This is a genomic window from Amycolatopsis sp. NPDC051102, assembly GCF_040682815.1.
Classification (GTDB): domain Bacteria; phylum Actinomycetota; class Actinomycetes; order Mycobacteriales; family Pseudonocardiaceae; genus Amycolatopsis.
In genome coordinates this window covers 402,511-421,497 of sequence record NZ_JBFBBT010000002.1, presented here as the reverse complement: position 1 = coordinate 421,497, position 18,987 = coordinate 402,511, and the positions used below count along the sequence as shown (strand labels likewise).

Annotated in this window: 20 protein-coding genes and 1 riboswitch; of the genes, 9 read left to right on the top strand and 11 right to left on the bottom strand. The window is 70.5% G+C overall.

Translation table 11 applies throughout. The features are described from left to right. Nucleotides 1–35 precede the first annotated feature (35 nt). Genes AB0M93_RS07835 through AB0M93_RS07825 form a run of 3 tightly spaced genes read right to left on the bottom strand, consistent with a single transcriptional unit; the run spans nt 36 to nt 4,437 of the window. Nucleotides 36–2,048, bottom strand: a complete 2,013-nt coding sequence (locus AB0M93_RS07835; RefSeq protein WP_364269583.1) for an ABC transporter ATP-binding protein — start codon at nt 2,046–2,048, stop codon at nt 36–38. Then, nucleotides 2,045–3,778, bottom strand: a complete 1,734-nt coding sequence (locus AB0M93_RS07830) for an ABC transporter ATP-binding protein (protein WP_364269581.1) — start codon at nt 3,776–3,778, stop codon at nt 2,045–2,047. The genes AB0M93_RS07835 and AB0M93_RS07830 overlap by 4 nt, the downstream gene beginning before the upstream one ends. After that, nucleotides 3,772–4,437 (bottom strand): TetR/AcrR family transcriptional regulator, encoded by a 666-nt coding sequence (locus AB0M93_RS07825; RefSeq protein ID WP_364269579.1) that lies wholly within the window; start codon nt 4,435–4,437, stop codon nt 3,772–3,774. Before AB0M93_RS07825 ends, AB0M93_RS07830 begins: the two co-directional genes overlap by 7 nt. Nucleotides 4,438–4,787: 350 nt before the next feature. Between AB0M93_RS07825 and AB0M93_RS07820 the strand changes: the two genes are divergently transcribed. The 6 genes from AB0M93_RS07820 (at nt 4,788) to AB0M93_RS07795 (ending at nt 9,741) form a co-directional block, all read left to right on the top strand. Beyond that, a complete protein-coding gene (locus tag AB0M93_RS07820; RefSeq protein WP_364269577.1) occupies nt 4,788–6,014 on the top strand; it encodes an ATP-binding protein in 1,227 nt (408 codons plus the stop codon). Beyond that, the gene (locus AB0M93_RS07815; protein WP_364269575.1) at nt 6,011–6,448 is read left to right on the top strand and encodes a roadblock/LC7 domain-containing protein; all 438 of its coding nucleotides are present in this window, start codon (nt 6,011–6,013) and stop codon (nt 6,446–6,448) included. Before AB0M93_RS07820 ends, AB0M93_RS07815 begins: the two co-directional genes overlap by 4 nt. Before the next feature lie 86 nt (nt 6,449–6,534). Beyond that, nucleotides 6,535–6,909 (top strand): DUF742 domain-containing protein, encoded by a 375-nt coding sequence (locus AB0M93_RS07810; protein ID WP_364269573.1) that lies wholly within the window; start codon nt 6,535–6,537, stop codon nt 6,907–6,909. After that, complete coding sequence (locus AB0M93_RS07805) at nt 6,884–7,510, top strand: ATP/GTP-binding protein (RefSeq protein ID WP_364269571.1); 627 nt, start codon at nt 6,884–6,886, stop codon at nt 7,508–7,510. The genes AB0M93_RS07810 and AB0M93_RS07805 overlap by 26 nt, the downstream gene beginning before the upstream one ends. Before the next feature lie 20 nt (nt 7,511–7,530). Beyond that, on the top strand, nt 7,531–8,757 hold the full coding sequence (locus AB0M93_RS07800; protein ID WP_364269569.1) for a styrene monooxygenase/indole monooxygenase family protein: 1,227 nt from the start codon (nt 7,531–7,533) through the stop codon (nt 8,755–8,757). Between the two features lie 84 nt (nt 8,758–8,841). Continuing rightward, on the top strand, nt 8,842–9,741 hold the full coding sequence (locus AB0M93_RS07795; RefSeq protein WP_364269567.1) for a Ku protein: 900 nt from the start codon (nt 8,842–8,844) through the stop codon (nt 9,739–9,741). 443 nt (nt 9,742–10,184) lie between these two features. Here the strand turns inward: AB0M93_RS07795 and AB0M93_RS07790 are convergent, their stop codons facing one another. The 4 genes from AB0M93_RS07790 to AB0M93_RS07775 all read right to left on the bottom strand — a co-directional run bounded on the left by AB0M93_RS07790 (nt 10,185) and on the right by AB0M93_RS07775 (nt 13,526). Continuing rightward, nucleotides 10,185–10,340: a hypothetical protein gene (locus tag AB0M93_RS07790; RefSeq protein ID WP_004559113.1), complete on the bottom strand. Its 156-nt coding sequence runs from the start codon at nt 10,338–10,340 to the stop codon at nt 10,185–10,187. A 121-nt stretch (nt 10,341–10,461) separates the two neighbouring features. Next, a complete protein-coding gene (gene ahcY / locus AB0M93_RS07785) occupies nt 10,462–11,922 on the bottom strand; it encodes an adenosylhomocysteinase (RefSeq protein WP_364269565.1) in 1,461 nt (486 codons plus the stop codon). A gap of 81 nt (nt 11,923–12,003) precedes the next feature. After that, nucleotides 12,004–12,081: riboswitch (S-adenosyl-L-homocysteine riboswitch) on the bottom strand. A 31-nt stretch (nt 12,082–12,112) separates the two neighbouring features. Further along, on the bottom strand, nt 12,113–12,595 hold the full coding sequence (locus AB0M93_RS07780; protein WP_364269563.1) for a GNAT family N-acetyltransferase: 483 nt from the start codon (nt 12,593–12,595) through the stop codon (nt 12,113–12,115). 40 nt (nt 12,596–12,635) lie between these two features. Further along, nucleotides 12,636–13,526, bottom strand: coding sequence for a diiron oxygenase (locus AB0M93_RS07775; RefSeq protein ID WP_364269561.1), 891 nt, complete (start codon nt 13,524–13,526; stop codon nt 12,636–12,638). 89 nt (nt 13,527–13,615) lie between these two features. Between AB0M93_RS07775 and AB0M93_RS07770 the strand changes: the two genes are divergently transcribed. Beyond that, nucleotides 13,616–14,290: a TetR/AcrR family transcriptional regulator gene (locus tag AB0M93_RS07770; protein ID WP_364269559.1), complete on the top strand. Its 675-nt coding sequence runs from the start codon at nt 13,616–13,618 to the stop codon at nt 14,288–14,290. A gap of 32 nt (nt 14,291–14,322) precedes the next feature. Here AB0M93_RS07770 and AB0M93_RS07765 read toward each other — a convergent pair whose 3' ends face one another. Then, nucleotides 14,323–15,351 (bottom strand): DNA polymerase IV, encoded by a 1,029-nt coding sequence (locus tag AB0M93_RS07765; protein WP_364269557.1) that lies wholly within the window; start codon nt 15,349–15,351, stop codon nt 14,323–14,325. 69 nt (nt 15,352–15,420) lie between these two features. Further along, the gene (locus tag AB0M93_RS07760) at nt 15,421–15,684 is read right to left on the bottom strand and encodes a DUF3040 domain-containing protein (RefSeq protein ID WP_364269555.1); all 264 of its coding nucleotides are present in this window, start codon (nt 15,682–15,684) and stop codon (nt 15,421–15,423) included. A 254-nt stretch (nt 15,685–15,938) separates the two neighbouring features. Between AB0M93_RS07760 and AB0M93_RS07755 the strand changes: the two genes are divergently transcribed. Further along, nucleotides 15,939–16,997, top strand: coding sequence for a cobalamin-independent methionine synthase II family protein (locus tag AB0M93_RS07755; RefSeq protein ID WP_364269553.1), 1,059 nt, complete (start codon nt 15,939–15,941; stop codon nt 16,995–16,997). Nucleotides 16,998–17,026: 29 nt separating this feature from the next. Here the strand turns inward: AB0M93_RS07755 and AB0M93_RS07750 are convergent, their stop codons facing one another. After that, nucleotides 17,027–17,659, bottom strand: coding sequence for a LysE family translocator (locus AB0M93_RS07750; RefSeq protein WP_364269551.1), 633 nt, complete (start codon nt 17,657–17,659; stop codon nt 17,027–17,029). Between the two features lie 135 nt (nt 17,660–17,794). On the opposite strand from AB0M93_RS07750, the gene ribA reads away from it, so the two are divergent. Continuing rightward, a complete protein-coding gene (ribA, locus tag AB0M93_RS07745; protein ID WP_364270681.1) occupies nt 17,795–18,406 on the top strand; it encodes a GTP cyclohydrolase II in 612 nt (203 codons plus the stop codon). A gap of 14 nt (nt 18,407–18,420) precedes the next feature. On the opposite strand, the gene AB0M93_RS07740 is transcribed toward ribA, so the two are convergent. Continuing rightward, nucleotides 18,421–18,951, bottom strand: a complete 531-nt coding sequence (locus AB0M93_RS07740) for a MarR family transcriptional regulator (RefSeq protein WP_364269549.1) — start codon at nt 18,949–18,951, stop codon at nt 18,421–18,423. Nucleotides 18,952–18,987: the final 36 nt, after the last annotated feature.

Below are 18,987 nucleotides of genomic sequence, written 5' to 3'. Positions count from 1 at the left end.
GCTCGAAGAGCTTCCAGGGTACCGGGGCGGCGACGTCAGTCGGTCTCGGCCATCGCTTCGGCGAACTGCGCCGCGTACAACCGCGCATACGCACCACCGCTGCGCAGCAGCGTGTCGTGGTCGCCGTGTTCGACGATCCGGCCGTGTTCCATCACCAGGATCACGTCGGCGTCGCGGATGGTCGAGAGGCGGTGCGCGATCACGAAACTCGTGCGGCCGCTGCGCAGCGAGTTCATCGCCCGCTGGATGAGCACTTCGGTGCGGGTGTCGACCGAGCTGGTCGCCTCGTCCAGGATGAGGATGACCGGCTTGGCCAGGAACGCCCGCGCCACCGTGATCAGCTGCTTCTCGCCCGCGCTGACCGTGCCGCCTTCGTCGTCGAGCACCGTTTCGTACCCGTCCGGCAAGGTCCGCACGAAGCGGTCCACGTGCGTCGCCTTCGCCGCTTCGATGATCTCCTCGCGGCTCGGGTCGTCCGCGCCGTAGGCGATGTTCTCCGCGATCGTGCCGCCGAACAGCCACGCGTCCTGCAGCACCATGCCCGTCTGGTCGCGCAGCTCCTCGCGGTTCATCTTCGCGATGTCGACGCCGTCGAGCGTGATGCGCCCGCTGTCGAGCTCGTAGAACCGCATGAGCAGGTTGACCAGCGTCGTCTTCCCCGCGCCGGTGGGTCCGACGATCGCGACCGTCTGACCGGGTTCGACGGTCAGCGACAGGTCGTCGATCAGCGGCTTCTCCGGCAGGTAGCGGAAGGAGACGTCCTGGAACTCGACGCGCCCGCGGATCACCGACGGCCGCTGCGGGTCCGCCGGCTCCGGGCCCTGCTCCTCGGCGTCGAGCAGCGCGAACACCCGCTCGGCCGAGGCGACGCCGGACTGCAGCAGGTTCGCCATGCTGGCGATCTGCGTCACCGGCTGGCTGAACTGGCGCGAGTACTGGATGAACGCCTGCACCTCGCCGAGCGTGAGGCTGCCCGACGCGACGCGCAGTGCGCCGATCACCGCCACCAGGACGTAGCTCAGGTTGCCGATGAACATCATCGCCGGCTGGATCATCCCGGAGATGAACTGCGCCCGGAAGCTCGCCTGGTACAGCGTTTCGTTCTGCTTGTCGAAGATCGCCGCGGACTCGTCGCGGCGTCCGAACACCTTGACCAGCGAGTGGCCGGTGTACATCTCCTCGACGTGCGCGTTGAGCTTCCCGGTCGTCGACCACTGCTTGATGAAGTTCGGCTGCGCCCGCTTCCCGACCTTCGCCGCCACGACCGCCGACAGCGGCACCGTGAGCAGGGCGATCAGCGCCAGCAGCGGCGAAATCAGGAACATCATGATCAGCACGCCGATCACCGTCAGCAGCGACGAGACGATCTGCGACAGCGTCTGCTGCAGCGACTGCGCCAGGTTGTCGATGTCGTTGGTGACGCGGGAAAGCACCTCGCCGCGGGGCTGGCGGTCGAAGTACTTCAGCGGCAGCCGCGCGAACTTGTCCTCGACCTCCTGGCGCAGCCGGTACACCGCCTGCTGCACCAGCGTCGTCGTCAGCCGGGCCTGGATCAGCCCGAGGAACGACGAGATGACGAACAGCGCCAGCACGGTCAGCAGGATCTGGCCGACCTTGTCGAAGTCGATGCCGACCCCGGGCACGAGGTCGACGCGGCTGTAGATGTCGGCGAGCGTGCCGTCGCCGCGGGCCCGCAGGCCGGCGACGATCTGCTCCTTCGTGACCCCCGGCGGCACCTGCTTGCCGAGCACGCCGGCGAGGATGGCGTCGGTGGCCTGGCCGAGGATCTTCGGCCCGATCACGGTCAGGGTGACGCTCGCCGCGCCGAGCACGAGGACGCCGACCAGGGCGGCCCGTTGCGGTTTCAGCAGCTGCAGCAGCCGCTTGAGGGATCCCTTGAAGTCCAGCGCCTTTTCCGGCGGCGCGCCGCCGCCCATGAAGCGGGCGCCCGGGCCGGCGGCCGCGGCCCCGGTGTTGCGGTGGCGCTGGGCGGTGGGGCGTTCCCCGGCGTCGGTGACGGCGGCCTTGGGCGATTCGGTGGTGCTCACGCCGCCTCCTGCTCGGTCAGCTGGGACAGCACGATTTCCCGGTAGGTTTCGTTGCCGTCCATGAGTTCGTGGTGGGTGCCGGTGCCGACGACGCGGCCTTCGTCGAGGACGATGATCCGGTCGGCGCCGCGGATCGTGCTGACCCGCTGCGCGACGATGACCACCGTCGCGTCCTTCGTCTCCGACACCAGCGCGCGGCGCAGGGCCGCGTCGGTCGCGTAGTCCAGCGCCGAGAACGAGTCGTCGAACAAGTAGATCTCCGGTTTGTGCACCAGCATCCGGGCGATCGCGAGCCGCTGCCGCTGGCCGCCCGAGACGTTCGTGCCGCCCTGGGCGATCGGCGCGTCGAGGCCCTCGGCCATCGCCTCGACGAAGTCCTTGCCCTGGGCCACTTCCAGCGCGTGCCACAGCTCTTCGTCGGTCGCGTCCGGGTTGCCGTAGCGCAGGTTGCTCGCCACCGTGCCGGCGAACAGGTACGGCTTCTGCGGCACGAGCCCGACCGCGCGGGCGAGCACCGCCGGGTCGAGGTCGCGCACGTCCACGCCGTCGACCTTCACCGTGCCGGCGGTGGCGTCCATCAGCCGCGGGATCAGGTTGAGCAGTGTGGTCTTGCCGGTGCCGGTGGAGCCGATCACGGCGGTGGTCTCACCCGGCCGCCCGATCAGCGAAATGTCGCACAGCACGGGCTTTTCCGCGCCGGGGTAGCGGAACTCGACCCCGGAGAGCTCCAGGTGCCCGTGCACCGCGCCCGGGCGGATCGGCGACACCGGCGGGCGGACGCTCGACTCGGTGTCGAGCACCTCGCTGATCCGCTCGGCGCTGACCTCCGCGCGCGGGACCATCATGAACATGAACGTGGCCATCATGACGGCCATCAGGATCTGCAGCAGGTAGGACAGGAACGCCGTCATGGCGCCGATCTGCATGCTGCCGGAGTCGATGCGCTGGCCGCCGAACCACAGCACCGCGACGCTGGAGGTGTTCATCACCAGCATCACGATCGGGAACATCAGCGCCATCAGCCGCCCGACCCGCAGCGACACGGTCAGCAGCTCGTCGTTGGCGACGTCGAACCGCCGCCGTTCGTGCTTGTCGCGGACGAACGCCCGGATGACCCGGATGCCCATGATCTGCTCGCGCAGGATCTGGTTGATCCGGTCGATGCGCACCTGCATCAGGCGGAACGCCGGACGCATCTTGGCGATGATGAGCCCGACGGAGACCGCGAGCACGGGCACGATCACCAGCAGCAGCGACGACAGCGGCACGTCGAGGTTGAGCGCCAGGATGATGCCGCCGACGCACATGATCGGCGCGGACACCATCAGCGTCAGCGTCATCAGCACCAGCATCTGGACCTGCTGGACGTCGTTGGTGGTGCGGGTGATCAGCGACGGCGTGCCGAACTGGCCGACCTCGCGGGCCGAGAAGTCCTGCACCCGGTGGAAGACGCCGGCGCGGATGTCGCGGCCGATCGCCATCGCGGTGCGGGCGCCGAAGTAGACCGCGCCGACCGAGCCGGCGATCTGGGCCAGCGTGACGGCGAGCATCACCGCGCCGATCCGCACGATGTAGGCCATGTCGCCCTTGATCAGGCCGTTGTCGACGATGTCGGCGTTCAGCGTCGGCAGGTAGAGCATGGCGATCGTCTGCACCAGCTGGAGCGCGACGATCACCCACAGCGTGCCCCGGTACGGGCGCAGGTGGCTGCGCAGGAGCTTGACTAGCACAACGGTTCCCCCAGTGCGGTGGTGGTGTTCGGGTCGGATTTCACAGCGGTGCCCCCGGTCAGGCCCGGTATCCCGGCGGCCAGCTCGTCCAGCAGCCGCTCCAGAACCGGCAGCAGCTGCTCGCCTTCGCTCGTGAACCAGTTGACGAAGGCGACGCGGACGGCGCTTTCCACCGAGGAGGCCATCAGCCGGCACAGCAGGTGGTCCACACCGGCCACCCGTTTCGCGATCGTCTCGGCCAGGACCTGCTCGACCGTCGCGTGGGCGCGCAGGAACTCCCCACGCAGCGCCAGCTGGCCCATCAGCTCCCGGATACGCGCAACATACGCGCGATCCGGTTCGCCTTCACGCGAATATTGCTCGAGCACGGCGTGCTTGACGGACTCCCAGAGCGGTTCCCCCGGCGGCCGCGCGAGCAGGGCCTCGCGCATCCCCTCGTGGCGGTCGACGACGACCGCGCAGACCGCCTGCTCCTTGCTGGAGAAGTAGTTGTTGAATGTGCGGGGGGAGACGCCGACCTCGTTGGCGATGTCCTCCACCCGGACGTTCTCCAGCCCCCGCTCCAGCGTGAGCCGCAGCGCGGCCTGCGCGAGCGCCCGCCGCGCCTCGCGCTTCTTCCGCTCCCGCAGGGTCAGCTTCGGGAGTTCTTCCGGTGGCATGTGCAGAGTGTAGCGAAAAACTTGCGTGCCACGCAAAAAATTGCGTGGCACGCAAGTTTGGGACGAATCGGACACGAGCGGGGTTCCGTGGTCGCACCCGGCCTCAGCTGCGGGATCGACAGCCGTGTGCGCAGTGTTGCGACCCGCAATTTGCAAAATTGAACCGAATGGCCTAATCCACTGCGCTCACCAGCAGCGACGCTCCGAAATCACGATCACACAGGGCGATCGTACGGGGACCGGCTGTGGACATCCCACGAACCTTTCTGCTTGCATGTCCCGCATCGCCGCCGGGGGTCGGCGCACACCACCGTCGTTCGTGCACCTGAGCAAGGAAGAAGTGGGGCCACATGGCGAGCCGGGCCCGGGAACTCCTGGATCGATCACGCGTCCTGCTGGACCGGTCGCGCGTGGCCGCGGCGCAGTTCCTCACCGCGCCCCCGAAGCACCCGGGGTACACGCCCGCCGCCGGGCCGGCGATCGCGGAGCTGACGGTGCCGGTTCCGGCACCGGCGCCGGACGGCGAAGGCGTGCTGGCCGAGATCTGCGCCAGCGTCGCCCTGCGCGACCTGAACCTGCTCGACCAGCTCCTCGCGCGGCTGGAGGAGCTGGAGGCGGGGGAGGAGGACCACCACCGCCTCGCCGAGCTCTACCAGCTCGACCACCTCGCCACGCGGCTGCGGCGCAACGCCGAGAACCTGCGGGTGCTCGCCGGGCAGGACACCGCCGACGACGCCGCCCGGGCGACCTCGCTGCTCGACCTGATGCGCGAGGCGATGTCCTCGATCAACCACTACGCCCGGATCACCATCGGCCGGGTGGTCAACCTCGGCGTCGTCGGCTTCGCCGCCGAGGACCTGGGGCGGGTGCTGGCGGAGCTGTTCGACAACGCGGCCAACCAGTCCTCGCCGAGTTCGCCGGTGCACGTCAGCGCGCACCTGACCGAGCAGGGCAGCGTGCTCGTCCGGATCGAGGACGAGGGCATCGGCATTCCCGCGGACCGCGTCGGCGACCTCAACGCGCGGCTCGCGGCGGGCGGCGACCTCGACGACGCCTCGGCGCGGCACATGGGCCTCGCCGTGGTCGCCCGCCTCGCCGCCCGGCACGGCGTCACCGTGCGGCTCGACCGGCGCAGCCCGCACGGCACGGTCGCCACCGTGCTGCTGCCCACCGGCGTCGTGACCGAGCTCGCCGAACACGCCTGGTCGGGCACCCGGACCGTCACCATCGAGCCGGTCAAGGGCGGCCGCGAACCGGCCACCGCCGCCGGGCTGCCGCGCCGCCGCTCCGGCACCCTCTCCCGCGAGGAACCGGCGGCACGCCGGCCCAGTCCCCGGCCACGGCCGGTCGAGCGGGCCGTCGGCGGCACCACCGCCAACGGCCTGCCGCGCCGCGTGCCCGGCAGCATCCGCGGCGCCGCCCCCGAGCCGGCGCCGCCTCCATCGGACGGCGGCAACCCGGCGTCCGGCCACGAGCGGCTGCTCGCCGACCTCGGCGCGTTCGCCGACGGCGAGCAGGCCGCGCTCGCGGAGAACCGCACCCGGCAGGACGAGACGCCCGGAGGAACCACGCGGTGAGTGCGCCCCACCCGGCCACGGCGAACTTCGCCTGGCTGCTCGACGATTTCGTGCACAAGGTCCACGGCGTCAGCCACGCGCTGATCATGAGCGTGGACGGCTTCCCCCTCACCGCGTCGGACTCGGTCGCCGAGGCCGAAGCCGAACAGCTGGCCGCCATCGCCAGCGGCCTGCTCTCGCTGGCCGGCAACAGCGCGGCCCTGTTCGGGAAGGGCGCCTGCGAGCAGATCATCATCCGGCTCACCCACGGCTACTTCCTGTTCATGGGCATCGGCTCCGGTGCCGGGCTCGCGGTGCTGACCTCGGGCGAGGCGGACATGAAGGTGGTCGCCTACGAGATGACGCAGTTCATCACCAACGCCGGGCACGCGCTCACCCCCGAGGTGCGCGCGGAGCTGCGGCAGGTGCTGACCGCGCGCCGGCCCCGGATGTGACGCCGATGCCTGATCAGTCTTCCGGGGGTCCGGGTGGCAGAGCCCCCGGCCCGGGGCGAAGCCCCGAAGCGCACGCCGAGGATGTGATGCCCGTGTCCACAGCGGACACCCCGTTGCCGCGCCGGAGCCGCCGGATCCGCGCGTACGCGCTCACCGGCGGCCGCACCGGTACCCGGTTCCAGCTGCTGGTGGAGACGCTGGTGTCGGTGCCGGAGTACGACCCGGCGCTGAGCGACACGCTCATGCCCGAGTCGCGGGGGCTCTACGAACGCGCCCGCGTGCGGTGCTCGATCGCCGAGCTGTCGGTCGGCCTCGACCTGCCGCTGGGCGTGGTGCGGGTGCTGATCGGCGACCTCGCCGCCCAGGGGGCGGTGTTCGTGCACCCGACCGCGCACGCCTACCACCACGACACCAACGTGCTCGAGAGGATCCTTGATGGGCTCAAGCGGCTCCCCGCCTGAGGGCGATCTGCTGACGATCTCCGCGAAGATCGTCGTCGCCGGGGGCTTCGGTGTCGGCAAGACCACGTTCGTCGGGGCGGTCTCCGAGGTGCCGCCGATGAGCAACGAGGCGTGGATGACCGAGGCCGGGGAAGGCATCGACGAAATCCCGCCCGGCGGCAAGTCGACCACGACCGTGGCGATGGACTTCGGCCGGATCACCCTGCGCCCGGACCTGCTGCTGTACCTGTTCGGCACGCCGGGGCAGGCGCGGTTCTGGTTCCTGTGGGACGACCTGAGCCGGGGTGCGCTCGGCGCCGTCGTGCTGGTCGACACCAGCCGGATCGACGAGTCGTTCGCGGCGATCAACTACTTCGAGAACGACTCGGAGCTGCCGTTCGTCGTGGCGGTCAACCAGTTCGAGGGCAAGCCGGTGCACGACCTCGACGAGGTGCGCGACGCGCTGGCGCTCGACCCGGCCGTCCCGCTGGTGACCTGCGACGCCCGCGACCGCGCGTCGACGATCGCCACCCTGACCGAACTGGTCAGCCACACGCTGTCGCTGGCGGTGCTCTCCGGCCCGGCGGGCCGCGAGCTCGCCGGCAGCACCCCGCACGCCTGAACCGGAAGGTGAAGAGCTCCATGCGCAAGGTCCTGGTGGTGGGCGCCGGGCAGTCCGGGCTGCAGCTGGCCCTCGGGCTGCAGGCGAAGGACTACGACGTCACGGTGATGTCCGCGCGGACGCCGGAGGAGATCCGGCACGGGCGGGTGATGTCGACGCAGTGCATGTTCCACGACGCGCTGCAGCACGAGCGGGACCTCGGGATCAACCTGTGGGAGGCCGAGACGGTCAACGTCGAGGGCCTCGGCGTCTCGGTGGCCGCGCCGGACGGCGGCCGCGCGCTCGACTGGTTCGCCGAGCTCGACGAGCCGGCGCAGTCGGTCGACCAGCGGGTCAAGATGGCCGGCTGGCTGGAGCTGTTCGAGGACCGCGGCGGCAAGCTCGTCATCCACGGCGTGATGACGTCCGAGCTGGACGCGCTGTCCCGGCTCTACGACCTGGTGATCATCTCGGCCGGCAAGGGCGAGCTGGTCCAGCTGTTCGACCGGGTGCCCGAGCGCTCGCCGTACACGCGGCCGATGCGCGCGCTTTCGCTGGTCTACGCCCACGGGGTGGGCCGGCGCCCGGAGCACCCGGACAAGGTGGGGGTGCGGTTCAACATCGTCCCCGGCGTCGGCGAGCTGTTCATGATCCCGGCCTACACGCTGAGCGGCAACTGCGACATCCTCTTCTTCGAAGGTGTGCCCGGCGGGCCGCTGGACTGCTTCGACGACCACCCGGGCCCGGACGAGCACTTCAAGCGCGTGCTCGACCTGATGCGGCAGTTCGTGCCGTGGGAGTACGACCGCTGCCGCGACGCGGAGCTGACCGACGCGAAAGCGACCCTGGCCGGCGGGTACCCGCCGGTGGTGCGCCACCCGGTCGGCACCCTGCCCGGCGGGGCGATCGTGCTGGGCATGGCCGACGTCGTCGTGGCGAACGACCCGATCACCGGGCAGGGGTCGAACAACGCGAGCCACTGCGCGGCGACCTACCTGGAGGCGATCGTCGAGCGCGGTGACCGGCCGTTCGACGCGGCGTGGATGGAAGCCACGTTCGAGCGCTACTGGGAGTACGCCCGGCACGTCACCGAATGGACGAACGCGCTGCTCCTGCCGCCGCCCCCGCACGTGCTCCAGATCCTCGGGGTGGCCGGGCAGAACCCGGCCGTGGCCCGGCGGTTCGTCAACGGATTCACCAACCCGGCCGACTTCCAGCACTGGTTCATGGACCCCGCACTTTGGGAGAAATACCTGGCAGAGGTCTAGATCAGACTGTCGCCGGGGGACGATCCGGGCTACCGTAACTACCGAGAGTGAAGTCGGCAGGGTGGTCTATCGGAGGTACGTGGCATGCGGGCGATGTGGAAAGGCTCGGTGTCCTTCGGGCTGGTCAGCATCCCGGTCCAGCTGTACGCGGCCACCGAGAACAAGAACGTCTCCCTCCGGCAGGTGCACGAGGCCGACGGCGGCCGCATCCAGTACAAGCGGTTCTGCACGATCGACGGCCAGGAGGTGCCGTACGCCGAGATCGCCAAGGGCTACGAGCTGCCCGACGGCGAGATGGTGGTGATCACCGACGCGGAGATGGCCGAGCTGCCGCTGTCGACCCAGCGCACCATCGACGTGCTGGAGTTCGTCCCGCTGGAGTCGATCGACCCGATCCAGTACGACCGGACCTACTACCTCGAGCCGCAGAAGAACGCGGTGAAACCGTACGTCGTGCTGCGGGACGCGCTGCACAAGTCGAGCCAGGTGGCCATCGCGAAGGTGGCGGTCCGGCAGCGGGAGAGCATGGCGGTGCTGCGGGTGCACGCCGACGTCCTGGTGATGACGACCATGCTGTGGCCGGACGAGGTCCGCGAGCCCGACTTCCCGTTCCTGCGCGACGACCCGCCGCAGATCCGGCCGCAGGAGCTGACCATGGCCGGGTCGCTGATCGATTCGCTGGCCGAGCCGGTGTTCGAGCCGGACAAGTACCACGACCACTACCGCGAGGCCCTCGAGGAGATGATCGAGGCGAAGGTCGCCGGCGACGAGACGACCAAGCCCGCGGCGGTCACCGCCAAGGCCGGCGTCGTCGACCTGATGGCCGCGCTCCAGGCCAGTGTGGACGCCGCGAAGAAGTCGCGGCAGTCCGCGTCGGAAACGTCCTCTTCGGAGGCGTCGGAAGCGTCCGATGCGTCCGATGAGGACGAAAAGCCGGCGAAGAAGAAGCCGGCCGCTCGCAAGCGGGCCCCGAAGTCGGCCTGAACCCGCCAGGGCATCGGCGGCGGCGTCAGGACGGCGTCAAGAGCGTAACCCGATCGTGTATGCAGCTGTGTACACGGGCTTGGCGATGTGCTAACACTAACGGGGTCCTTCGGCTCTCCCTCCCCCTCGGAGCCGGAGGACCCTTTCATGTCCGGGGTAGTCCGGACGCTGACCGCCGCCGGGGTACGCCGGACCCGTCGAGCAGGGCGACCGCCGTTTCGGTTTTCGCGTTCGCGATTTACCTGACAGGCGATGTTGCCGGTGCGTTTTTTACCGGCAACGGAATTTTCGCCGGACCGGATTCGTCCTCGCGGTCATTTTTCGTGGCTTCGCGGCAGATTTTACTCTGCCCTTGCCTTTCCGCGGTGGTGCGGACAGGCCGAACGGCCTGGCGCGGCCAGCATTGCTGCTGACGCGCGCCAGGCCGCGGCGAGGTCTCGGGATCAGTACCAGTGCGCCCGGCCACCGATCCGGCGGCCGGTGCCGCCCAGGATGGCCAGTGCCACGCCAGCCACCGCGAGAATGATACCGATGGTGTACAGCACCGGGATGCCCACGATGAACCCGATGACAAGCAGAATCACACCGAGAATGATCACTTGACACACTCCTTCGCATGAGACCCGGCCCGGCTCCGTGCCGTCCGGGCGGATGCGCTCTCGACGGGAGGATGGCCAGTTTCCGGATAAACCAAACTACGGCGAATGGAGCAATCTTGGATCAGTACCGGTAGTGATCGAGCTTGTACGGACCTTCGACGTCGACGCCGATGTATTCCGCCTGGGCCTTCGTCAGCTTGGTGAGCTTCACCCCGAGGGCGTCGAGGTGCAGGCGGGCCACCTTCTCGTCGAGGTGCTTGGGCAGCCGGTGGACGTCGGTGGCGTACTCGCCGGGCTTGGCGAACAGCTCGATCTGCGCGATGGCCTGGTTGGTGAAGGAGTTCGACATCACGAACGACGGGTGGCCGGTCGCGTTGCCCAGGTTCATCAGCCGCCCCTCGGACAGCACGATGATCGCGTGGCCGTCCGGGAACGTCCACTCGTGGACCTGCGGCTTGATCTCCTTCTTCACCACCCCCGGCAGCTTCGCCAGGCCGGCCATGTCGATCTCGTTGTCGAAGTGCCCGACGTTGGCGACGATCGCGTTGTGCTTCATCCGGCCCATCTGCGCCGCCGAGATGATGCCGAAGTTGCCGGTGGTGGTGATGAAGATGTCGGCCTGCTCGACGACGTCGTCGAGCTCCACGACGTCGAGCCCGTCCATCGCCGCCTGCAGCGCGCAGATCGGGTCGATCTCGGTGACCGAGACCCGGGCGCCCTGGCCGCGCAGGGCCTCCACCGCGCCCTTGCCGACGTCGCCGTAGCCGCAGACGAGGACGCGCTTGCCGCCGATCATCACGTCGGTCGCCCGGTTCAGGCCGTCCACAAGGGAGTGCCGGATGCCGTACTTGTTGTCGAACTTGGACTTCGTGACGGAGTCGTTGACGTTCATCGCCGGGAAGAGCAGCTCGCCGTCCTTGGCGAGCTTGTAGAGCCGCTTGACGCCGTTGGTGGTCTCCTCGGTGACGCCGCGGATCTCCTTGGCCATCCGGGTGAAGCGGTCGCCGTCGGCGGCGAGGCTCGCGCGGAGGGTCTCCAGGACGATCCGGAACTCCTCCGGGTCCTCTTCGGACGGTTGCGGGACGGCGCCCGCGGCCTCGAACTCGACTCCCTTGTGGACGAGCAGCGTGGCGTCGCCGCCGTCGTCGAGGATCATGTTCGGCGCCTGGCCGCCGGGGAAGGCGAAGAGCTGGTCGGTGCACCACCAGTACTCTTCGAGCGTCTCGCCCTTCCAGGCGAACACCGAGGTGCCCGCCGGGGCGTCGACCGTGCCGCCGGGACCGACGACGACCGCGGCGGCGGCCTCGTCCTGGGTGGAGAAGATGTTGCAGGACACCCAGCGCACTTCGGCGCCGAGGGCCACCAGGGTCTCGATGAGCACGGCGGTCTGCACGGTCATGTGCAGCGACCCGGCGATGCGGGCGCCCTTCAGCGGCTGCGCGGCGGCGTATTCGCGGCGGATCGCCATCAGGCCGGGCATCTCGTGCTCGGCCAGCCGCAGCTGGGTGCGGCCGGCGTCGGCCAGCGTGAGGTCGGCCACGGCGAAGTCGAGGCCGTTGCGCTTCTGGAGTTTGTCACTCATTTTTCGGTGCACTCCGGAGTTCGTCGACGGAACGCTCGGGAGGCACGAAAGTCCTTGCGGACAAAGAAAAAGGCACCTCCCTCGCGGGAGGCGCCCTTGGAGTCGTGGTAACGGGCCGAGCGTGGCGGAAGGATTTCCGTCGCAGCGCCTCTCGGCCCGGAACCAGGATGGCAAAGCGGCCGCGAGGCTGTCAAGCGAGCGGGCGCGCCATGAGGATGTCGTCGACGTCGCGGCCGTCGATGCGGAATTCGCCCCGCAGCACGCCTTCCACGACGAACCCGCACCGCTCGTAGACCCGGCGGGCGCCGGTGTTCGGCCCGAGCACGCGCAGCGTCACCTTCCGGGCGCCCCGCCGCCGCGCCTCGGCCACGGCGGCGTCGACGAGCTGCCCCGCGATCCCGAGCCGCTGCCGGTCCGGGTCGACGGCGAGCCCGTCGATCACCACCACGTGCCGGTGGGCGGGGATGCCGAACCCCTCGCCGAGCCGCACGTACCCGGCGACCACGCCGTCCTGCTCGGCGACGAGGAGGTCCTCGGGACGCGTGTCGTCGCCGAAGAACGGCGTTCCGGCCGGCGGGGCCGGGGCGGGGGAGACAGCCGGGGTCCACGTGCGCTCGTCGATCTTCGCGAGCGCGGCTTCGTCCTCGGCGCGGGCCGTCCTGGTGGTGATCACCCGGGCATCCTGGCCGAAACCAGCGCGGCGTGCGAACGGATTACACCAGGTGTGCGCGCCGCCAGATGTTCTCGGAGCGGCCGCCGATCAGGCCCGCCTCGCGCAGGAACGGGACGATCTTCTCCGCCATCCAGCGCCGGGTCTCGTGGAAGTGGGGGTTCGCCAGTGCCGCGGCGCGGCCCTCGCGCGGGTCGATCCCGACGCTGCGGTAGATCCGCGCGTCGACCATGCTGTCGATCACGCCGAACGCGACCAGGGCCGTGCGCAGCCGGTGCCGCTGGAGGGCCGCCTTCGACAGCTTCGGTGTCTCCCGCAGCACCTCCTCCTTGGCGAACCGGACGTGCCGGGCCTCCTCGACCACGTGGATGCGGTTGACCGAGCGGATCAGCGGCTGGATGCCGTCGTCGTCCATCATCGACCGCTGCAGCCGGTCGGTGGTCTCCTCCGCGACCAGCACGCTGGCGAACATCGACGGGCCGGCGGCGGTCGCGCCGAACACCTTCGCGGCGCGGTGCACCACCTTCGGGACGCCGTAGCGCGGGACGCCGAGCCGCTCGGCGGTGCGGGCGAACATCACCGAGTGCCGGGTCTCGTCGCCGATCTCGGTCATCGCGTACTGCGCGTGCTCGGTGCGCGCGTCCAGGTCGAAGACGTACCGGGCCAGCAGCTGCATGAGGACGATCTCGAACCACAGGCCGACGCTCATGATGCTGGCGATCTCGTGCTTGGACAGCTCGATCCGCTGCTCCGGGGTCAGCTTCGCCCAGAGATCGGTGCCGTAGAGGGAGACGCGCTCGAGCGGCATGTACGCCTTGCCCTCGGCGAGCGGCGCGGCCCAGTCGATGTCGACGTACGGGTCGTAGGAGTTCTTCGCGGAGCTCTTGAGCAGGCGAGCCGCGGTGACGTCCCGGTCCTGGGCCTCGACGCCCATGGCGACCTCCGGAAAAGTAGGGGGTACGCGGTGTACTAGTTACTTCGGGGAGCGTACACCGCCCGGCCGGTCCTGAGTAGGCTTCCGCCGTGACCAAGGTCGACGGACGGGCCGCGCGCTGGGCGGGCCAGCAGGAGCGGCGGCGCGCCGAGTTCGTCGACGCGGCACTGGCCGCCATCGCCGAGCACGGCCCGGACGTCTCGACCGAGCAGATCGCCGAGCGCGCCGGCGTCGCCCGCACCCGTCTCTACCGGCACTTCGACGGCGCGGCCGACCTGCAGCGGGCGATCGCCCAGCGCGCGGCCGAGCTGGTGACGGCCGACCTCGCGCCGCTGTGGCACCCCGAAGGCTCGCCGAACGAGATGATCTCCACGGTGATCTCGACGCACCTGCGCTGGCTGACCGAGCACGCCCACCTGCACCGCTACCTCACGCGCACGCTGCCGGGCGGCCCGGACGACCGCCCGGACGTCCGCGGCGCGATCGCCCGCCACCTCAGCGGGCTGTTCACCGGCTACCTGACGGCGTTCGGCCTCGACCCGGCCCCGGCGGACACGATCGCCTTCGGCCTAGTCGGCTACGTCGAGTCGGCGACGACCCGCTGGCTCGACCACCCGGGCACGCTCAGCCTGGCCCAGCTGACCGGCCAGCTCACCGGCACGATCTGGGCGATGCTGGACCACACGCTCCGGGCCGGCGGGGTCACGGTGGACCCGGACCAGCCGCTGCCGCTGCCGGACGAGGTCTCCCGCGGCTCGTCGTGAGTGTTAAGGCGAGTTCTAACCCTCCTTACCACTCACGACTCCTCGCGCCGGAATTCCGCCCGCACGCCCAGCAGCCGCACCGCGCGGGTCAGGGTGAACATGCCCAGCACCTCCCGGGCCGCGCGGTCGATCGCGGCGGCGTCCGACGTCGGCTCCGGCAGCGTGATGCTGTGCGTGTGGGTCAAGAACGGCACGAACCGCACCTTGACCGCGACCCGCGCCGCCGGCCGGCCCTCGTCGAGGACGTCCTGGGCGACGCGTTTCGCCAGCGCCGACACCTCGGCCGCCATCTCCGCCGGGTCCGTCAGGTCGCGCTGGAACGTCGTCTCGCGGCTGCGGGAGCGGGCCACCCACGGTGTCGCGCTCACCTCGGCGTCGCTGATGCCGCCGCCGAGCAGCCGCAGCCAGGGCCCGGTCTTCGGGCCGAAGTGCGCGGCGAGCTCCGCCGGGTCCGCGCCCGCCAGGTCCAGGACGGTGTGGATGCCCAGCGAAGCGAGCTTCTTCGCCGTCTTGCCGCCGATGCCCCACAGCGCGTCGGTCGGGCGGGCCGCCATCACCGCCCACCAGTTCTCCTGCGTCAGCCGGAAGATCCCGCCCGGCTTGCCGAACCCGGTGGCGAGCTTGGCCCGCAGCTTGTTGTCGCCGATCCCGACCGCGCACGACAGGCCGGTCTCGCGTGCCACCGCCTCCTGGATCGACGCCGCCAGCGCCTCGGGGCCGGCCGTCTCGGCGCCGGCGAACGCCTCGTCCCAGCCCAGCACCTCGAGCACGACCGGCAGCTCCCGCACCGCGGCCATCACCCGCGCCGATACCTCGAGGTAGGCGTCCGGGTCACTGGGCAGGAAGACGGCGTCCGGGCAGCGCTTGGCGGCGATCCGCAGCGGCATGCCGGATTGAACGCCGAACTCGCGGGCCTCGTACGACGCCGTCGCGACGACGGCGCGTTCGGCCGGGTCGCCGTTGCCGCCGACCACGACGGGCTTGCCGCGCAGCTCCGGGTGGCGGGCGATCTCGACCGCGGCGATGAACTGGTCGAGGTCGACGTGCAGGACCCACTTCACGTCGCCCAGTCTGCCTCAGACCTCGCTCAGCCGTCGGCCCGTGGCGCCGTCCTGACCGGAACGAGGTGCTCAGATCCCGTGCCGCGCCACGTGGGTCCAGACGGTGCCGGTGAGGGCGATGATCCCGCACAGCGTCACGCCGGGGTCGGGCAGCGCGAGGCCCAGGACCAGCAACGCAACGGCGGTGACGTCGAAGACGATCAGGAGGGTGGAGCGGAGCGCGCGCGACTTCGGGCGCCGGCCGTCGCGCAGCGCGGCAGCCAGGTCGGGGTCGCTGAGTTCGAGACTGCGCTCGATCTTCTCGAGCTCGGTGCGATCGTGGTGACTGAGCATCGGGGCACTCCTTCGGCGCCGAACCCGCCGTATCGCCGTAGCGAATACCCAATCGTCCTCCTCGCGAACCGCCGAACGCCTTCCGATTTCGTGCTTTTCTCTGGGCCGACCGGGTGATCCGCGCTCCGTGACCGGGCTTCGCCACGTTAAGTTGCTGCGTGAACGTGGCCGGTCACGGCCGGACGGCTGGGGGCGGCCACGTCCTGGCGTCGTGCCCGTGCCCGGTCAGGACCTTCAAGCAAGCGGAGGATTCCATGACCCTGCCCACCGAACCGATCGGCAGCATCCCGCGTCCCGGCTACCTGGTCGAGGCCCTCGGCGAGTTCGCGGCCGGCCGGATCGACGCCGCCGCGCTCGCCGAGCTGGAGAGCCGCGCACTGGCGGACACGATCCGCCGGTTCGAGGAGACCGGCTCGCCGGTGCTGAGCGACGGCGAACAGGGCAAACCGAGCTTCGCCACGTACCCGCTGGCCGGCCTCGAAGCGCTGGCACCGGACGGCGTCGTCATCCCGTTCGCCGACGGGCACACCCGGCAGCTGCCTCGGCTGACCGCGGGCCCCTTCCGCTACGCGACCCACGCTGACTCGTACTTGACGCGCGCGAAAACGCTTACCGACCGGCCCGTCAAGCAGGCGGTGATCGCCGCGTCCGCGCTTTCGCTGATCTACCCGGCCGACGGGATCGAGGGGTACTCGCAGGAGCAGTTCGTCGCCGACCTCGTCGACGAGGCCGAGGCGGACATCCGGGGCAGCCTCGACGCGGGCGCGGACAGCGTCCAGATCGACTTCACCGAGGGACGGCTGTCGCTGAAGCTCGACCCGTCGGGCGGTCTGCTGCGGCAGTTCGTCGACCTCAACAACGCGGTGCTCGACCGGTTCACCGCCGAGGAACGCGCGAAGATCGGCGTCCACACCTGCCCGGGCGGCGACCAGGACTCGGTGCACAGCCTCGACGTCGACTACGCGGGCCTGCTGCCGGCGTTGTTCGGCCTGAAGGCCGGCCGCTTCTTCGTCCAGCTGGCCAGCGAAGCCGACCCCGAGCGCGCGCTGCGGGTGATCGCCGACCACCTCAAGGCGGACCAGCGGATCTTCGTCGGCGTCATCGACCCGATCGACCCGCGGGTGGAGACGGCGGAAGAGGTCAGGGACCGGGTGCTCACCGCGGCTAAGTACGTGCCGGCCGAGCGGCTCGGCACCTGCGACGACTGCGGGTTCTCGCCGTTCGCCGACGACACGTCGACCTCGCGCGACATCGCCTTCGCGAAGATCAAGGCCCGCGTCGACGGCACACGCCTGGCTTCCGAGATCCTCTGAGCGCCGGCGGCGTGGGCCCGGAGGCGGGCTCACGCCGTTTCGGCGGCGACCTTCAGCCCCAGCGCGACGAGCACACTGCCCAGCACGGCGTCGAGGACCCGGCGGACCCGCCCGGCGCTGAAGAACCGCTTCAGCGCCCCGACGACCACGGCGAGGGTGACGAACCACAGCACGGTGCCGGCGGTGGCGATGGCGGCCAGTTCGAGGGTCTGCAGGGTGGCGCCGTCCGCGGGGAGGAACTGGGGGAGCAGGGCCAGGAAGTACACGGCGACCTTGGGGTTCAGCAGGTTGGTCACCAGCCCCTGCCGGAAGGCGGCGCCGGGCTTGAGCCGCGCGGCACCGGTGGCCTCCCCGAGATCCCGGTATTCGCCGCGGCGCACGGCCAGCCAGGCCTTGACCCCGAGCACGACCAGGTAGGCCGCCCCGGCCAGCTTGACGACGGTGAAGGCGATCGCGGAGGCGGTCAGCACGGCGGCGACCCCCAGGGCGATCGCGACGACCCAGGCGAAGACCCCGAGCGCGATCCCCAGCCCGGCGGCCATCCCGGCCCGCCGGCCCCCGGCGAGCGATGAGCGGGTGACGACGACGAAGTCGGGCCCGGGCGACATCGCCCCGAGCACGACGACCAGCAGGAACGATACGGCGGTGGCCCCGGGGATCATGACCCTGAGAATACGACCCGGCTGCCAGTGGTTTTCCCGCCGGACGACGTCGCGCCCGCACGCCGTGCCGGTGCGGATGTTCGAATTTGAACTTCGTGTAGGGTCGATCTTGTGGGTGACTCCAGGGGCGACGGCATGACGGCCGAGGTGCGGACGCGGGTGCGGATCCCGCTGCGGCTCGATGGCGGCGTCGCGGTCGACGCCGAGGCCGTGACCTTCCGCGGGCTGGCCGACGGTGGTGAGCACCTGGCGTTCGTCCTCGGTACCCCCGGCGACGTGCCGCTGGTGCGGCCCCACTCGGAATGCCTCACCGGTGACGTCTTCGGGTCGGCGCGCTGCGACTGCGGCCCGCAGCTGGCCGAGGCCGTCGCGCGGATCTCCGAGACCGGCGGCTACCTGCTGTACCTGCGCCAGGAGGGCCGGGGCATCGGGCTGTACAACAAGCTCGACGCGTACGCCCTGCAGGACGGCGGCCTCGACACCTACGCCGCGAACGCCGCGCTCGGCCTGCCAGAAGACGCCCGCGACTACACCGTCGCCGCCCAGATGCTGGGCGCGCTCGGTGTCGGCCGGGTCGACCTGCTGTCCAACAACCCGGACAAGGCGGCGCAGCTGCGCGCGGCCGGGATCGCCGTGCGCGACCAGGTCCCGACGGGCGTGTTCGCGACCGAGAACAACGTCCGGTACCTGCGCGCGAAGGCCGAGCAGACCGGGCACACGCTCACCCTGCCCGGCCTGGCGAGCTGACCCGGAGGGTCGGTTCAGGCCAGGCGCTGGGCCGCCGCGGCCGCCGGGCTCGTCGTCAGCTTTTCCAGCAGGCCGATCAGGGTGGTCTGTTCCGCGGGGGTCAGGGACGCCGCCCAGGCCTGTTCGCGGGTGTTGTGCTCCTGGTAGGCGTCGGTCACCGCCGTGTGGCCCGCCTCCGTCAGGGTCAGGCGGACCGCGCGGCGGTCGTGGGGGACCTGGGTGCGGGTCACCAGGCCGTCCCGCTCCAGGGTCTTGACCAGCGCCGACACCGCCGCGCGGCTCATCCCGGCGAGCCGGGCCACGTGGCGGGACTCCAGCGGGCCCGCCAGCCACAGGACGAACAGCACCCGGAAGCCGCCCCAGCTCCAGCCGCGGGGGCGGTGGACCGTCGACTCCCAGTCGTAGACCAGCGCCCCCGCCAGGCGGTGCAGCGTCAGGCCGAGGCGCATCGCCACCGGGTCGGTCGCGGGCAGCTCGGCCTGCGTCTTCCCGATCGCGTAGTCGACGAACGAGAGGTAGTCGAGGTCGGCCGGTCGGTCCGTCATGCGGCCAGGTTAGGCGAACGGGGGTTCCCCGCGGGG

Bases quoted from the DNA above. Each gene is read 5' to 3' on its own strand.
- AB0M93_RS07825 (WP_364269579.1), bottom strand. From the start codon at position 4,437: ATGCCACCGGAAGAACTCCCGAAGCTGACCCTGCGGGAGCGGAAGAAG.
- AB0M93_RS07820 (WP_364269577.1), top strand. From the start codon at position 4,788: ATGGCGAGCCGGGCCCGGGAACTCCTGGATCGATCACGCGTCCTGCTG.
- AB0M93_RS07810 (WP_364269573.1), top strand. From the start codon at position 6,535: ATGCCCGTGTCCACAGCGGACACCCCGTTGCCGCGCCGGAGCCGCCGG.
- AB0M93_RS07805 (WP_364269571.1), top strand. From the start codon at position 6,884: ATGGGCTCAAGCGGCTCCCCGCCTGAGGGCGATCTGCTGACGATCTCC.
- AB0M93_RS07800 (WP_364269569.1), top strand. From the start codon at position 7,531: ATGCGCAAGGTCCTGGTGGTGGGCGCCGGGCAGTCCGGGCTGCAGCTG.
- AB0M93_RS07795 (WP_364269567.1), top strand. From the start codon at position 8,842: ATGCGGGCGATGTGGAAAGGCTCGGTGTCCTTCGGGCTGGTCAGCATC.
- ahcY (WP_364269565.1), bottom strand. From the start codon at position 11,922: ATGAGTGACAAACTCCAGAAGCGCAACGGCCTCGACTTCGCCGTGGCC.
- AB0M93_RS07775 (WP_364269561.1), bottom strand. From the start codon at position 13,526: ATGGGCGTCGAGGCCCAGGACCGGGACGTCACCGCGGCTCGCCTGCTC.
- AB0M93_RS07760 (WP_364269555.1), bottom strand. From the start codon at position 15,684: ATGCTCAGTCACCACGATCGCACCGAGCTCGAGAAGATCGAGCGCAGT.
- AB0M93_RS07755 (WP_364269553.1), top strand. From the start codon at position 15,939: ATGACCCTGCCCACCGAACCGATCGGCAGCATCCCGCGTCCCGGCTAC.
- AB0M93_RS07750 (WP_364269551.1), bottom strand. From the start codon at position 17,659: ATGATCCCCGGGGCCACCGCCGTATCGTTCCTGCTGGTCGTCGTGCTC.
- ribA (WP_364270681.1), top strand. From the start codon at position 17,795: ATGACGGCCGAGGTGCGGACGCGGGTGCGGATCCCGCTGCGGCTCGAT.
- AB0M93_RS07740 (WP_364269549.1), bottom strand. From the start codon at position 18,951: ATGACGGACCGACCGGCCGACCTCGACTACCTCTCGTTCGTCGACTAC.